The 14,263-nt window shown below is 60.1% G+C and carries 12 protein-coding genes; 8 read left to right on the top strand and 4 right to left on the bottom strand.

All coding sequences use genetic code 11. The features are described from left to right. Nucleotides 1–103 precede the first annotated feature (103 nt). The 4 genes from JQ574_RS17625 to JQ574_RS17610 all read right to left on the bottom strand — a co-directional run bounded on the left by JQ574_RS17625 (nucleotide 104) and on the right by JQ574_RS17610 (nucleotide 4,272). Nucleotides 104–1,528 (bottom strand): TRAP transporter large permease subunit, encoded by a 1,425-nt coding sequence (locus tag JQ574_RS17625; protein ID WP_212207731.1) that lies wholly within the window; start codon nucleotides 1,526–1,528, stop codon nucleotides 104–106. Continuing rightward, a complete protein-coding gene (locus JQ574_RS17620; protein WP_212207730.1) occupies nucleotides 1,525–2,088 on the bottom strand; it encodes a TRAP transporter small permease subunit in 564 nt (187 codons plus the stop codon). Before JQ574_RS17620 ends, JQ574_RS17625 begins: the two co-directional genes overlap by 4 nt. A gap of 79 nt (nucleotides 2,089–2,167) precedes the next feature. After that, nucleotides 2,168–3,274 carry a TRAP transporter substrate-binding protein gene (locus JQ574_RS17615; RefSeq protein ID WP_212207729.1) on the bottom strand — a complete coding sequence of 369 codons (1,107 nt, stop codon included), beginning with the start codon at nucleotides 3,272–3,274 and terminating at the stop codon, nucleotides 2,168–2,170. Between the two features lie 443 nt (nucleotides 3,275–3,717). Beyond that, a complete protein-coding gene (locus JQ574_RS17610) occupies nucleotides 3,718–4,272 on the bottom strand; it encodes a hypothetical protein (RefSeq protein WP_212207728.1) in 555 nt (184 codons plus the stop codon). A gap of 204 nt (nucleotides 4,273–4,476) precedes the next feature. Between JQ574_RS17610 and JQ574_RS17605 the strand changes: the two genes are divergently transcribed. The 8 genes from JQ574_RS17605 to JQ574_RS17570 all read left to right on the top strand — a co-directional run bounded on the left by JQ574_RS17605 (nucleotide 4,477) and on the right by JQ574_RS17570 (nucleotide 13,749). After that, on the top strand, nucleotides 4,477–7,338 hold the full coding sequence (locus tag JQ574_RS17605; protein ID WP_212383748.1) for a penicillin-binding protein 1A: 2,862 nt from the start codon (nucleotides 4,477–4,479) through the stop codon (nucleotides 7,336–7,338). Then, nucleotides 7,335–8,360, top strand: coding sequence for a hypothetical protein (locus JQ574_RS17600; protein ID WP_212207726.1), 1,026 nt, complete (start codon nucleotides 7,335–7,337; stop codon nucleotides 8,358–8,360). The genes JQ574_RS17605 and JQ574_RS17600 overlap by 4 nt, the downstream gene beginning before the upstream one ends. 385 nt (nucleotides 8,361–8,745) lie before the next feature. Continuing rightward, the gene (locus JQ574_RS17595; protein ID WP_212383747.1) at nucleotides 8,746–10,050 is read left to right on the top strand and encodes a site-specific integrase; all 1,305 of its coding nucleotides are present in this window, start codon (nucleotides 8,746–8,748) and stop codon (nucleotides 10,048–10,050) included. Between the two features lie 30 nt (nucleotides 10,051–10,080). Further along, nucleotides 10,081–11,082, top strand: coding sequence for a hypothetical protein (locus JQ574_RS17590; RefSeq protein ID WP_212383746.1), 1,002 nt, complete (start codon nucleotides 10,081–10,083; stop codon nucleotides 11,080–11,082). 43 nt (nucleotides 11,083–11,125) lie between these two features. Next, nucleotides 11,126–11,425, top strand: a complete 300-nt coding sequence (locus tag JQ574_RS17585; protein WP_312018269.1) for a helix-turn-helix domain-containing protein — start codon at nucleotides 11,126–11,128, stop codon at nucleotides 11,423–11,425. Beyond that, a complete protein-coding gene (locus JQ574_RS17580; RefSeq protein WP_212383744.1) occupies nucleotides 11,422–11,661 on the top strand; it encodes a hypothetical protein in 240 nt (79 codons plus the stop codon). Before JQ574_RS17585 ends, JQ574_RS17580 begins: the two co-directional genes overlap by 4 nt. Next, nucleotides 11,651–12,262 (top strand): hypothetical protein, encoded by a 612-nt coding sequence (locus JQ574_RS17575; protein ID WP_212383742.1) that lies wholly within the window; start codon nucleotides 11,651–11,653, stop codon nucleotides 12,260–12,262. The genes JQ574_RS17580 and JQ574_RS17575 overlap by 11 nt, the downstream gene beginning before the upstream one ends. Beyond that, nucleotides 12,259–13,749, top strand: coding sequence for a YfjI family protein (locus JQ574_RS17570; RefSeq protein WP_212383740.1), 1,491 nt, complete (start codon nucleotides 12,259–12,261; stop codon nucleotides 13,747–13,749). The genes JQ574_RS17575 and JQ574_RS17570 overlap by 4 nt, the downstream gene beginning before the upstream one ends. Nucleotides 13,750–14,263: the final 514 nt, after the last annotated feature.

Raw genomic sequence — 14,263 nt, 5'->3', positions numbered from 1 at the left:
CGGCCGCGTACGCCGCGTGGTCCGCAACACTCACGCGATTCTGCGCAAATTACGCAAACCCAGCGTCGTGCGCGTAGCAAGCTGCTGATGCGGCCTGTGCTGGCTATTTCTTTTTTGGCGTCAGCCAGTCGTCGTCTTCCAGGGACGGTGCCAGCTTCTGCTGTTCCAGGATTTTCCTGTGCTCCTCGGGGATGACCTGACTGCGCGATGCCTCGTGCAGCCTCTGCGGGAACCAGGTCGCAATGCCGGGGAAGGCGATCATCAGTCCAACGCAGATCACCTGCAGGATCATGAACTGGAACATGCCGGCGTAAATCGTCGCGAGACTCCAGCCCTTGACCACCTGCTTGAGATAGTACGCCGACATGGCGACCGGCGGCGACAGGAAGGCGGTCTGCAGCACCACCGCAACCAATGCTCCGAACCATATGAGGTCGATGCCCATGCCCTTCACGACGGGGTAGAAGATCGGCAGGAACACCAGGATGATGGCTGGCCACTCGAACGGCCAACCCAGCAGGAAAATGAGAAACAGCACGACAATCAGCATGAGGCCGGTCGGCAACTGGAGGCCGAGCATCGTCTCGGTGATCCAGTTCGCCGAGCCGAGGCGGGCGAACACCGCACCGAAAATGTTCGACGTGACCGCCAGTAGCAGCACCATGCTCGACGTCGCCATCGTCGAGATCAGCGCTCGCTGCAGTCCGCCGAGCGAGAACCTGCGATATGCGATCGCCAGGGTCAGCGCGCCGACGCTGCCGATGCCGGCGGCCTCCGTCGGCGTCGCAAGCCCCCCGATGATCGAGCCGAGCGTCGCCGTGATGAGCCCGAGCAGGGGCAGCGTGCCGACGATCACCTCGCGCGCAATGTACCCCGCCGAGTAGATCCGCTCATCCATTGGCACCGGCGGCCCGAGTTTGGGGTTCAGGAAGGCGCGGCCCATCAGATAGACGATGTAGAGGCCGGCCAGCAGGAAGCCCGGCCCGAAGGCTGCAGCATAGAGATCGGCGACCGACACCCCGAGCACCGGCCCCATCACGATCAGCATTACCGACGGGGGAATGAGAATGCCGAGCGTGCCACCCGCAGTGATGGTGCCCGCCGAAAGCTTGGCGTCATAACCCGCCTTCATCATGATGGGCGAGGCCATGATGCCAAGAACGGTGACGGCGGCTCCGACGATGCCCGTCGCCATCGCGAACACGGTCGAGGTCAGGATGACGACGAGGAAGAGTGCGCCGCGCACCGGCGCAAGCAGCATGCGGAACGCCGTGAAAAGGCGCTCCATGAGCCCTGCTTGCTCGGTGATGAAGCCCATGAAGATGAACAGCGGCACGGCGGCCAGCAGCTCCTCCTTCATCAGGCCGATGGTCTGGAAGTAGGCAAGGTCGAAGACCGTCGCGCCCATGCCCACGTAGCCGAACGCAAAGGCGAGAAAAAGCAGCGTGAACGAGATCGGCACGCCGATGAAGATCGCTCCGAGCAGCACCAGAAGCATGATGAGGCCGATGAGCGCTTCTGCGGTCATATCTCGACCTTCTCCTTGTGCTCGAGCTCGACGCCGGTGCGCACCATGTAGATGCTCTTGATCAACTCGGACACGCCCTGGATCAGCAGCAAGATGCAGGCGAGCGGCACGACGAACTTGAACGGCCACAGTACCGGCCGCCACGGTGTCTGGTCCGACATCTCGTTGATCTGCCAGGAGTAATGAAACTCGTTCCAGCTGATCAGCAACAGCATGATCAGGCTCGGGAAGAAGAAGACGATATAGGAGATCGTGTCGATCAGGCCCTTCCTGCGGGTGGAGAACTTCTCCCAGAAAAAATCGGTGCGGATATGAGCGCCCTTGTGCAGCGCGTAAGCGGCGCCGAGCATGAACAGCGATCCATAGAGCATGTAGGTTGCGTCGTAGGCCCATACGGTCGGCGCGTTGAACAGGTAACGCGCTCCAACCTCGTAGGCGACGGCCAGAACCAGCGGTACCGCCAGCCACGAGAAGATCGTACCGGTCCGATCCGTGAAGCCGTCAATGATCCGGATCATGGTCAGCAGCGCCGGCGACTGCCTGTCTGTTGCCTCAGCCATCCCTCCCCCTACGGTTCGCGCCTTGCGGCGCGATGCAGGCAATGGAGGGCGGCCAAACCGGCCGCCCTCGGACGAGGTCCTATTTCTCGACCGGGAAGTAGTAGTTCGCCATGAAGGAGTATGGCGGGAAATAGGACCGCTTGTACGGCACCACAGCGCTGGCATAGGTCTTCTGCGAGTCGTGCACCTTCTTGAAGAACGGGTTCCTGGCGCCCTCGGCCGCCGCGATCTCGTCCCACTTCTTGATGAAGGCCAGCAGGATCTCGGTCGGCGTGCGCAGGATCTGTACGCCGTGCTTCTGCTGCATCTCAATCAGCGCATCTGCGTTCTGGCGCTGCCACTTGGTCCACCAGACGAGAAATGCCTCGTTGGCAGCCGACTTGATGATTTCCTGGTGCTGCGGGCTGAGCTCCTTCCACACATCGCCGTTGATCACGATTTCGCCGACCGTCACGTTCTCGTGCAGGCCGGGCGAATAGTGATACTTCCAGACGTTGTGGAAGCCGAGCTGCATGTCCTCGATGCCGCCGACCCATTCCGCGCAATCGATCACGCCGCGCTGTGCGGAGGGAATGATCTCGCCGCCCGGCATGTTGACCACACTGAAGCCGAGCGCCTGCCAGACTTCGCCGGCCATGCCGGTCTGGCGGCATTTCATTCCCTTCATGTCCTCGATCGTCTGGATCGGCTTCTTGAACCAGCCGAAAGCCTGCGGCCCTGCAGGCAGGATGGGGAACACGACGACGTTGAGCTTGAGCTCCTTCTGATAGAACTCGTTGTAAAGATCGAGGCCGCCGCCGTGATAGAACCAGCCCATCACGTCCATGTAGTCCATGCCGAAGGTGCCGCCGGGACCGCCGGTGAACAGAATCGCGGTCTTGTTCTTGCCGGTCCAATAGCCGGCCCACGCATGCGATCCGTCGAGCACCTTCTTGTGGGTCGCGTCGAGCACCTCGAACGCCGGCACAACCTGGCCGGCGGGCATCGTCTCGATCTTCAGCGCGCCCGCGGACAGCTTGTTCACCCGCTCGGCGAAGTAGGTGAAGTTATCATAGAGCGTGAGCGATGCCGGCCATGAGGCCTGCATCTTCAGCGTCTTTGTCTGCGCCATGACTGCAGTAGTGGATCCGACAAACGCCGATGCCATCAGGGCAGCGACGAGCGATCCCAGAAACAAGCGTTTCATGAGCCCTCTCCTCCCTTTGACGACGTGACCTTGGCGATCGTTTTCTTGGTTTTTCTTGCCGCGCTTGGTCTCGAAACCAAGTCTGCCACCATCTCGTCAATTTGTCATCTTGCTTTCTGGCCGCAGCAAGCGCCGGCAGTCAGCTGCAGCGTGGGCGCGCTTTTGCGCAGGGGCGCGCCCGACGGATCCACCGCTGCCTGTTGCACCGCGGTCGATCTTTCTTACCGATGTCAGCACGCGGAGCGTGTGGTGAAAGCCCGGCCTGCTCCGGGTTTGGGCAGCGACTTCCAAAGCGTTTCAGAACGGCTGCCCAAACCCGCCCTAAAGGCGATGAAGCCGAGCCTCGCCGCCAAGACTACAAACTCACCGGCGACGGCAGTTGAGCATACTCATGGTGTCCGGGCGCCGTCGCTACGACCGCAAATCACTTCGAGCGGAAAAATTCACTCATCCAATTTCTTGCTCAGTTCAGGATCGAGCTTGTTCCGGTCGACAGACTGATAGAACGTGATGGGTCTGCATTTTCCCTCGAAATCTGCCAGCACGATGGCCGTCCATGGATTCGTGGTCTCGCCCGAATTGTCGCGGAGGTCCGGCATGACCTTGCGGGCAGCGATCACATACCAAGCTCGACCAGTCGTTGCGGCCTTCGCAGCCGCAGCGAACTCGTCCAATATTCCGCGCAGATTCTTGCGCATTTCTTCTTCAGTGTCCCCGCGGAGGTATTTTCGAGACGACTTTCCCGCCTCTCCGTACTCATGATGAATGTTCAACTGCAGTCGGGCATCGTCCACTTCGATCTTGGTCACCCGTATCGCCGCGCCGCCTTCGCGAAGATAGTCTCGCACCCGGACATCGCAGGCCAAAAATCTGTCGGCGGGCGGCTGAGCGACGCTCGCTGCAGGGTTCTTTTTTCGAGGAGCGGCATCCGCAGGCGTCGTGGCGATGGCGGTGCTGAAGAGCGCCGCGGCAAGCACGACTGGAAGAGGGGTACTCATGACTGCGCTGCCAATATGGTGTTTTTAGAACGCACCGGCCGCAGCGTTGGTTCCGCGGGCCCGGCCAAGTCGGAGCGGTGCTGAAGGTTCGGAAAAGCGGGCGGCGGCACCTCGGGAACTTTTTCCTCAACACAGCCTTGTTTATAGTATTGTTCTACAAGAACGGGACCTTACGGAGGCGGCTTTTTCGACCGTCGGCAGGTCATGGACTCGATTCTCATCAAGATCTTCGCCACGGCGCTGGCCTTCAGCCAGGTCACTACCCGGCCGGATGGGGTCAAGACGGAATTCGATGCGGTGCGCGACCGCTTCGAGGTGGCGCAGCTTTTGAATGCCGGCTGCGACCACATGCGCAAGGCTTTCGACATCGAGGACATCAACGTCGACGATCTGATTGCCACTGCCATGGATGACAAGGAGGCACTGAGCAGCGAGATCAAGGCGCTTAAAGGACTGAACCTAGCCGACCTCCACGTGACCTACAGGGAGTTCTGCAAAGTCGAAAAAGTGGAAGGATCGCCGGTCGATCTTGGCCAGGTCATCGCTTTCTACAACGGCGCGGTCAAGGATCTGCCCGACGCCGTGCAGCTCAAGCACCTCAGGCTTCCTGGCACCAGCGTAGTCCTCGACAACAAGCGCGAGCGCCTTGCCGAGATTTACGAGCCGAACAACCGCCGCGTCTGGGTCAAGCTTGCGGATATCCCAGAGGAGGTGCGCAACGCATTCATCGCAGCCGAGGACAAGCGTTTTTTCCAACACGCGGGCATTGACGAGCGCGGGCTGGTCCGCGCCTTCATCGGCAACTTCACGCATCCGGGCCGGCCGCAGGGCGGCTCGACCATCACGCAGCAGGTCGCCAAGAATCTGCTGGTGGGCAACGACATCACTTACGAAAGAAAACTGCGCGAAATGATCGTTGCCTCGCGGATGGAGCGCGCCCTGACCAAGGCGGAAATCCTCGAGCTCTATCTCAACTCGATTTATCTCGGTCGCGGAGCCTGGGGCATCGAGATGGCGGCGCGCAGCTATTTCGGCAAACCAGCCAAGGCGCTCTCCGCCGTCGAGGGCGCGCTACTCGCCGGGCTCGCCAAGGGACCGAACTACTTCAATCCTGACCGCCACCCTGAGCGCGCGCGCGAGCGGCTTGCCTACGTGCTGGGCCGCATGCAGAACGACGCCATGATCGACGCCGCCGCGGCGCAAGCAGTATTGCCGCAGCTTGTCGAGTACCGGCCGACGCGACGGGACTTCGGCTTTCACTTCGTCGATCACGTCGCCCGCGAGGCAAAGGTGGTCGCGGGCCTCGATACTCTCACCAGTTCCTCCTACACGGTGCGCTCGACCGTCAACTCGGCCTTGCAGCGCACAGTCGAAGCAACATTGCAGGAGGGCCTCGCGCGGTACGAGCTGAACACCAATCGGTACAAATTTGAGGGACCCGAGGCGAACATTTCCAATGCTGTTCGTCTGAGTGCGGCTGACCTGAGGGCCACGGAACCGGCCTGGCTCGTGGCGTTGAAGACGACGCGGCTACCTCTCTATGACGTTCACTGGGAATCGGCGGTCGTCCTGGAGAATACGCGTGGCAAAAGCAGCCATGCGATCAACGTCGGCCTGACCGATGGAAGCATCCTGCCGCTGAACACCTGGAGCGCCGCGATCCGGCGCAGTCTCAAGCCGTACGACGTGATCTACGTGCAGGTGCGCAAAGCCAATGGTAAGCAAGCGGCGCGTGCCGATCTGCGCATTCGACCGAACGTGCAGGGAGCGGCGCTCGTACTCGAGAACGAAACCGGCCGCATTCTCGCGATGGCGGGCGGCTTTTCCTATCCGGCAAGCCAGCTCAACCGCGTCGTCCAGAGCCTGCGGCAACCCGGCTCCACCTTCAAGCCGCTGACCTACCTCGCCGCCCTTCGGAAGGGGTTGCAGCCCAACACGCTGGTGATGGACGAACCTCTGACGCTGGCACCGATCGGGGCGACGGCCTCCGGCCAGCGCGGTTTCTGGTCGCCGAAGAACTATGACGGCGGCGCTTCGGGCGCCATTACACTGCGGCGTGCGCTGGAAAACTCCCGGAATCTCGCTACCGCCCAACTGCTCGCGACCGGTCTCGATGACAGCGCCGAGCGAGGCCTCGACCAGGTCTGCTTGCTCGCGATGGAAGCGCAGCTCTACAAGGAATGCATGCGCTACTACCCGTTCGTGCTCGGTGCCCAGACTGTGCGGCTCATCGACCTTGCGGCGTTCTATGCGGCGATCGCCAACGAAGGCGCACGACCCCAGCCCCATGCGATCGAAACGATCGAACAGGACGGCCGCCCAATCTACCGGCACGATCCGCATGCGGTATCCTGGATCGGCTTCGCCGACCGCGCATCATTTTACCAGTTGAAATCAATGCTGCAGGGCGTGCTCGCGCGCGGAACTGCGCGCGTAGTGAAGCATCTCTCGCCCTATGTCGGCGGCAAGACCGGTACCACTGATAATTCGGCCGATGCCTGGTTCGTCGGTTTCACAAATGACGTCACCATCGCCATCTGGGTCGGCTACGACAATGGCGACGGCGGGCGTCGCACCCTTGGGCGCGGCCAGACCGGAGGGAAAGTGGCGCTGCCGATGTTCGAGCCGATCGCGCAGGCAGCCTGGGAGTTGCACGCTCCCAGGACGGCGTTGAACGGCCCTTCGCGCGAAGCCATGCGTCAGCTCGTTGCTCTGTCGATCGATTCCCATACCGGCGATCCCGCACCGGCCGGCTCCGGGCGCGCTTTCACCGAGTACCTCAAGAGGGATCCGTCGGGCAGAATCGATGATACGCAATTTCGGATCGTCTCGCGTGCAGAAAGCTACGTTCATCGTGGCGGTCATGACGGAGACGAGGGGCCATTCCAGCCGTGGTCCTACGATAACCGCCTTTACGGCGATAACCGGCTGCCCTTTCAATTCCCGAACTGGCGTCTTGGTCCGCGCGAATATCCCTCCTGGCGCGGAAATCCCGATGACGAGGACCGCCTCCCGCGACCGCCGCTCCGAGTCGATCCCGATTATTTCTGGCGGCGGCTGAATTGAGCATTGACGCCATGAGACTGCACCGTGCCGCTGCCCTCATCGCCGCCTGCGTCGCCACATGCACGGGCGCGGCCGCGCAGGAATTCCGGCTGGAGGACGTGCCCGCAGCCGCCAGCGTTCCGATTGCACAGATCAAACCTCGCACAGTCATCTTCGCTGACCAGCGCAACGACAAGCTCGCCGATTCCTCGACGGGACTCATTCCTTTCGACGATTGGGCCCGCTCACGTCCGGTGCAGCGGCGCTTCCTCTCGCTCTTCCCGAGCTTCGTTGAGCCCACGCTCAATCAGCAAACGAAGCTGACGCTCTCAGTCTACCAGGCAGAGGCGCGGTTTCGCCTTCCAAGACCGGCAGCGGCATTGGATCTGTCGCGGTATGCGAATGTCGCGTTCCTCGAGCAGATCGATCCGGCGGTCAAGCACCGGCCGATCACGGCGGGCGATGCTGTTCCCAACAGGGACACGGGCGTCGCCGCGCACAACCGTCCGCCGGATCGCCGCTGGTGCGAGGACACGAAAGCGATCTGCGTGCAGTCCCGCTACATGTTCGAAGGGAAAATTCCGGCGGGCATTCAGCTTGCCAACAAGCTGCGCGAGGAGAGCAAAAGGCCCATTCCGGATTTCATCGAGTTCCAGAGTGAGATCGGGTTGGTCACGCAGCCGCACCTTGCCGAACTGCCGAGCCTGACAGGGCTCGACTCCACAGTCACCGGCGGGCTCGAGCAGAACATCTTTTGGGTCAACCAGGTCATCCAGTTCGGCAAGCTGCTTGCGATTCTGCAACAACATCCGACTGAGCGGGACGCCGCCATCGCGACGGTCTACATCCTGATTGTGGTCAGAAACGACGTGCTGAACAAGCAAAGGGAATACAGCAAGACCCCCGTTCTGCGAAACCTCGTGCCCGCGCAACTGCTCATGGGCAACAGCTCCTTCAACAGCGGCGATTCGCTGAGCGCCGGCCTGCCGAAATACGCCAGAAGCCGCATCAAGGCGATCGCCGACATGATGGAGCGGGAATGAGCAGATCGTGTGCGGCGCCGAATGGACGCCGGTAGATTGACAAATCGCGTTTGCAGTCGAAGGCCTCTAAGATGGCAAACAGCCACCGCGCCAGGGGCAAGACTCCTGCGCACCATCGCTTGCAAGATCAGTCGATCGAGGGGCTGGCACGCTCGATCGGGACTCCCATCGCAAATTTCGCGAAGGATCGTGCAATTTGGCGCTCCCTAGGGGAATCGAACCCCTGTTTCAGCCTTGAGAGGGGCGTAACGTGGACTTTGACGGACGTTGGCGAACGTCTACAAATGCAATAATATCAGTTGCTTAGTTCGTATGCGTCCGCTAGAGTCCGTCTCGACTTTCCTCCGTTTATTGGAGAAAAGTTGAAGAAATGGGACCCGCCTGAATGGCCCGCACCGCTCGCAATTCCTCCCTCGAAACCAGAACCGCGCGCGTCCGATTGCGTGTTCGTCGTACGCCCTACTTCGCAAAAATCGCGAAAGGTTTACGGCTTGGCTATTACCGCGGCTCGGTCGCGGGCTCTTGGGTGGCGCGCTGCTATCGCGGCGCCGGCGTCTACGCCACCGAGGCGCTCGGCATCGCCGACGACACGCTGGACGCTGACGGCGTCAAAGTGCTCGACTACTGGCAGGCGCAGGACCACGCGCGGCGTTGGGGCGAGCGGCAGCGGCTGATCGCCGAGGGCCGGCTGCGCGAGGGCATCTATACCGTCAAGGACGCCGTCACGGATTACCTGGCGGAGATCGCTGCCGAGAAGAGCCCGGCCGCGCTGCAGGGCGCAAAATATGTGTTCGACGCCTGGATCCTGCCGGACCTCGGCGCCACCCAGGTCGAAAAGCTGACGACTGACCGCATCAACCGCTGGCGCAACAAGCTCGCCACCCAGCCCAAGCGCGTCCGCAAGAAGCTGACGGCGCTCGAGCCCGCCACCCGCGAAACCCCCGACGACGAGGACGCACGCCGCGCCCGCAAGGCGACCGCTAACCGCATCCTGACCATGCTCAAGGCCGCCCTCAACCGCGCCTTCCACGCCGACCGGGTTTCTTCCGACAGCGCCTGGCGCAAGGTGAAGCCGTTCAAGAAGGTCGACGAGGCCGTGGTCCGCTATCTCAGCGCCGCGGAGGCGCGCCGGCTGGTCCGGGCCTGCCCCGAAGATTTCGGGAAGCTGGTGCAGGGAGCCCTCCTCACCGGCTGCCGGTACTCCGAACTCGCCCGCCTCAAAGCTGGCAATTTCAACCGCGATAGCGGAACGCTGGCCATTCGCCTCAGCAAGGGCAAGATCCGCCACGTTGTGCTGACTGATGAGGGAAAGCAGTCGTTCGCCAAGTGGACTGACAAGCTAGGCCCTGCGGACAATATATTCCTGCGCGCTGACAAAGAGCGTTGGGGTGCTTCGCACCAGAAGCGGCCTTTGGATGAGGCGAGCAAGCGCGCCGGCATAGAGCCAGCGGTGACCTTCCACATCCTACGGCATACCCACGGTTCACACCTCGCCATGGCCGGGGTGCAGATGGGGGTGATCGCCGCGCAGCTCGGCCACGCCGACACCAGGATGACCGAAAAGCACTATGCTCATCTGGGGCCGAACTACGTTGCAGACACCATCCGTGCGAACTTTCCGGTACTCGGATTTCAAGCAAACGACACTGTGGTCTCATTCCGCCCACCTGGTTCAGCGAGGCGCGCCTAGTCTGGCCTGCAACATTCAGCAATTCCGCGTATGAAATCGAAGAAAGCCCAGAAGCGTCGTACCAGGGTTAGCTCCGACGCAGACCCTCCGGACGCAGCGTCAACGAACAGCGCGGAGGAAACTCTTCGTGCATGGAACGATTCGGCTTGGAAGGCGCGGCTGAGCTGGATTGCTAAGCCGCGACTGCACACAGCCATTTTTGAACAATTCCTCGAGACTGACATCTCGATTGAGCCTGCGGATGATGCGTTCCCTTCGCTTGAAACTAAGGAAGCGTTCTATCGACAGCGCAAGGAAATGATCGAGAAGATTGAGGATTTAAAAAAACGGTTGGATTGGGACAACGAGAGATTGAACCATTTCGCAACCCTTGCTGTTGATTTTCATAAAGATCCCTCGATAGAAAAGTATCTTACAATCCGACAGACGTTCTCAGAGGTCGATATACAGGTAGGAATGTCCGGGGGAATTGACGCGCTCTTTGCCATCCAAAAACAATGTGAGCAGTACGGCATCGATCCTAGCCTAGTCGCCGGCACAATGGACGGGGATGAGCCAGACATGGACGAGCTCTCCCTAATGTTGATGGCGAGAATCGTCAACCGAAACAAGATCGCTGGTGTCGGGGCGCTTCAAAAACGACGTGCCGCAATTTCCGACGCAATGGTCAATTATTTGATCGCATTTATGCTTGAGGGGGCAGACTGGAGCAACGAAGAAATCCGCTTACCAGCCTCTCTGATCCTCCTGATTAGACACCAACTCGGTGCCCTCAAGGGCGTTTTGCATGAGGAATATAGATCTCGCGAAACAAAATTAAGAGCCGCTTGGATCGCCGGGCAGCAACTGAAGTTCGACGAGTCACTTTCGATTAATCGCCTCGTTAACCTGACGGCTAGTGTACCGAATTTTGTCATTTCCCGTGCGACCGCTGCGAGATGGCTGAAAGATGTTGAATTCCAGAAACACCTAGAATCGTCTCGAAAGATCAAGAATTCATCCGAAAAGCTCGATCTTAAGCCAAAGAAATAGAGTCTCATCAGAAAAAACGTGCGAGACACCTTCTAGTTTCCATATGACTTCGCTGTCATCCGCCGCAATGCGGGTGGCTCCGGGACAGATCCCGGTTAGCACCAGCGGACGCCGTATGACTCCAAACAGAATTTTAGAGCGAGAACAGCAGCGCCGGTCGCGTCAGCGCGCCCTCAGTGTTGTCGAGTTTGCCCAACGATATGGCGTTGGCCGAACCACGACTTACGAGGAAATCAAATCTGGGCGTTTGCCCGCCCGCAAGATCGGGAAGCGCACCATCATCACTGTTGATGACGCAGAAGAGTGGTTAAGTCGTCTACCTGTACTGGGGGCCGCTAAATGAATCGAGGCGTCCAGAACGCACACGTTTTTGGTGGCGACGCGTTGTTGCATCAGCCGGGCATGTACGATCGCCGGCGTCGGGTGCATGCGGCCAGCGTTACGGATTGGCAAACTCCGCGACGGCGTGAGTCACGCCATTTATTGGACAAATCGCAACAACAATTGCAGTTCCTCACGGAGACGAACTCGACCTTGCTGGCCAGCGGTGAAATTTTGGAGCTGTACGATGAGCGTTAATGGGGCTGCTTCATGCAAATTGTCACCCAACCACCAGCGCATGATCCGTCTGGCACACCTTCAGGGGCGTAGTCTGACTCAGCGTGAAATCGATCGCTTTGCCAAACTTAAAATCAGCGCGCCCAACTTGGGCGTCCCCTGGCCCGTGTTGGCTGACCGCGTGGTGTTCGAGCGAAAATTCTTCGTCTTCGCCGACGATGCCGACGAGACGGGCGAGCTCGCCTTCACGTTTGCGGTGATATCCAACGCTGGGTTCATCGACATCGTGGCATGGCACCCAACGACAGATCGCCTTGCGACCTGGTTTGGACATGCTTTCGCGCTTGGCGAACGCCAAGTGCACCATCCGAATCCCCTCTTCTCCGGCCTGCCCGTCTTCCGTTCGCCAATTGGCTGGCTTCGCAACGGCCGCCGCGGGATCGTTATCGTCCGTGACAATTTTGCTCGGACTGTGCTGGCAAGAGTGCCCTTGCTCATTGCCGAAGATGAAGAACACCAGCGCGACTTGGAGAAGGTGCTTCCGGTCAACCCGGGGCCGAGGATCATCGTGTCGCAAAAGGTATTGATCAGGCCGGAAACCGTGGAAGCGGTGCGCACATGACCGAGGTCGTCACGGTGCTCAAGGAACTCCAGGGGCCACGCCCGTTGCCGTTGGTACGCGAAGTCGTGCCAGCCGACGCATTTCCTGTCGAAGCTCTCGGCGAGGTTCTGGGCTCGGCCGCGCTGGCCATTCATGACCATGTTCAGTCGCCGTTGGCGATGTGCGGACAGGCGGTGCTGGCCGCCGCCACCCTGACTGTTCAGGGTCACGCAGATGTCGAAGTGGCAACCGGACAGGTAAAGCCGCTCTCGAATTTCTATCTGACGATCGCCGCTTCCGGGGAAAGGAAGACGGCGACCGACAGCATGGCGCTGTCGCCAATTCGTAAACACGAATCATATTTGGCAGAAATCTATCAGGCCGAATTGCCTCGTTTTCAGAACGACATGATTGCCTGGGAAGCGGCTCGCAAGAAGGCGGTCACATCGAATAAAGGTAATCGCGCTGCGGTTCGTGATGCGCTGAATGGACTCGGACCGCGGCCCGTCGGCCCGCTTCTGCCCATGTTGACATGCCCGGAACCGACGTTTGAAGGCCTCACCCTGGCGTTACAACTTGGCCAGCCTAGCATTGGCATTTTTTCTTCGGAGGGAGGCCAGTTTATCGGCGGCCACGGCATGTCGGCGGAGAACAAGCTGGCCAGCGCCGCAGGCTATTCCAGCATCTGGGATGGAGACCCAATCAAGCGGGTTCGCGCCAAGGACGGCGTAACCATTCTGGTCGGCCGGCGTCTTTCGACACACCTGATGGTGCAGCCCGACGTAGCCAACCTGCTGCTCTCTGATGCTCTCTTAGCGGATCAGGGAATGCTTTCCCGGTATCTCGTGACCGCGCCCGACTCTCGTTCCGGTCAGCGCTTTTCCCGTGACCCTTCGCCAGATTCTCGGCTGAAGATGATGGCCTACGAGAACCACATGCACGAGATCCTGAGAAGGCAGTTGCCGCTTGCTGTCGGCAAAGCGAATGAGCTGGAACCGCGCGTGCTGCGTCTGAGCGCGGACGCTCATACTCTGCAGAACAATTTTGCCGACCATATCGAGCGGCAGATTGGGCCCAACGGCGAGTTGAAGCCGATCTCGGGCTTGGCCAACAAGCTTCCGGAGCATGCAGGGCGCCTCGCCGGCGTTTTGACCATTTTCGAGAATCCTGACGCTCACGAAATTTCACAGGATTTCATGGCCCGCGGCATCATGTTGGCCCAGCATTTTGCCGGAGAAGCCTTGCGCCTCTTCCAGGGAGCCAGGATCGACGCAGACCTGCGGCATGCCGCCCGTTTACTCGACTGGCTTCACAACAGCTGGAATGAGACAAACATCTCATTGCCCGACATTTATCAACGAGGACCCAATTCGATCGGAAGTCGAGAAACCGCCCTTCATCTTGTCAGAATTCTCGAAACCCATGCCTGGGTGGTGAAATTGCCTGGCGGGGCTGTCGTTGGCGGTGAGCCACGCCGCGATGTCTGGCGTATCATACGGAACAGCTAGCATGGGCGCTTTCGAGAAGTTCGATCCATACGCACCGGTGTCAGGTCCGAAGGGGACTGCCCCTAAAGTGGCTAAAGTACCTAAAGTGGCCAGACCCGCTTATCGCCGAGAGGTAACTTTAGGTGGTTTAGGTACTTTAGGTGGCGTCACCGCAAGCATCGCGAAGCCGACGGGATCGCTTTCTTACGGTCGCCCGGACCTTATAGGTCGGAACCGGACCCACTTTGTTCGGTGGCGGGTCCCAGCGGACTGGATCGACGGTCTCGAGCGCATGCGCGTTAGGACTCGTCCTGGTGCCATCAATCCAAACCATTGGCTGCAGCTCCAGGATGCTGCCCAGCGCCTTCTAGAACTATGGGGCGAACAGGCAGCGGGGTTAGGTTGGTCGGCTTTAGACGTCTTCGGCTGCCATCCTGAACGCCCTTCTGATCGTACCGATTGTATGGGACTTGTGTGGACAGTCACCCGCGCCGATCCTCTAGCGATGGGCCGTTGGATTGTCGCAGTTCGAACT

Origin of the sequence: Bradyrhizobium sp. AUGA SZCCT0158 (assembly GCF_018130065.1) — a bacterium.
Lineage (GTDB): Bacteria > Pseudomonadota > Alphaproteobacteria > Rhizobiales > Xanthobacteraceae > Bradyrhizobium.
This window is presented reverse-complemented; position numbering and strand designations above follow the sequence as displayed.

What these genes read in the sequence shown, in the direction of transcription:
- JQ574_RS17625 (WP_212207731.1), bottom strand. Translation starts at nt 1,528, where the DNA reads ATGACCGCAGAAGCGCTCATCGGCCTCATCATGCTTCTGGTGCTGCTC.
- JQ574_RS17590 (WP_212383746.1), top strand. Translation starts at nt 10,081, where the DNA reads ATGAAATCGAAGAAAGCCCAGAAGCGTCGTACCAGGGTTAGCTCCGAC.
- JQ574_RS17575 (WP_212383742.1), top strand. Translation starts at nt 11,651, where the DNA reads ATGAGCGTTAATGGGGCTGCTTCATGCAAATTGTCACCCAACCACCAG.
- JQ574_RS17605 (WP_212383748.1), top strand. Translation starts at nt 4,477, where the DNA reads ATGGACTCGATTCTCATCAAGATCTTCGCCACGGCGCTGGCCTTCAGC.
- JQ574_RS17580 (WP_212383744.1), top strand. Translation starts at nt 11,422, where the DNA reads ATGAATCGAGGCGTCCAGAACGCACACGTTTTTGGTGGCGACGCGTTG.
- JQ574_RS17610 (WP_212207728.1), bottom strand. Translation starts at nt 4,272, where the DNA reads ATGAGTACCCCTCTTCCAGTCGTGCTTGCCGCGGCGCTCTTCAGCACC.
- JQ574_RS17620 (WP_212207730.1), bottom strand. Translation starts at nt 2,088, where the DNA reads ATGGCTGAGGCAACAGACAGGCAGTCGCCGGCGCTGCTGACCATGATC.
- JQ574_RS17615 (WP_212207729.1), bottom strand. Translation starts at nt 3,274, where the DNA reads ATGAAACGCTTGTTTCTGGGATCGCTCGTCGCTGCCCTGATGGCATCG.
- JQ574_RS17585 (WP_312018269.1), top strand. Translation starts at nt 11,126, where the DNA reads ATGACTTCGCTGTCATCCGCCGCAATGCGGGTGGCTCCGGGACAGATC.
- JQ574_RS17570 (WP_212383740.1), top strand. Translation starts at nt 12,259, where the DNA reads ATGACCGAGGTCGTCACGGTGCTCAAGGAACTCCAGGGGCCACGCCCG.
- JQ574_RS17595 (WP_212383747.1), top strand. Translation starts at nt 8,746, where the DNA reads ATGGCCCGCACCGCTCGCAATTCCTCCCTCGAAACCAGAACCGCGCGC.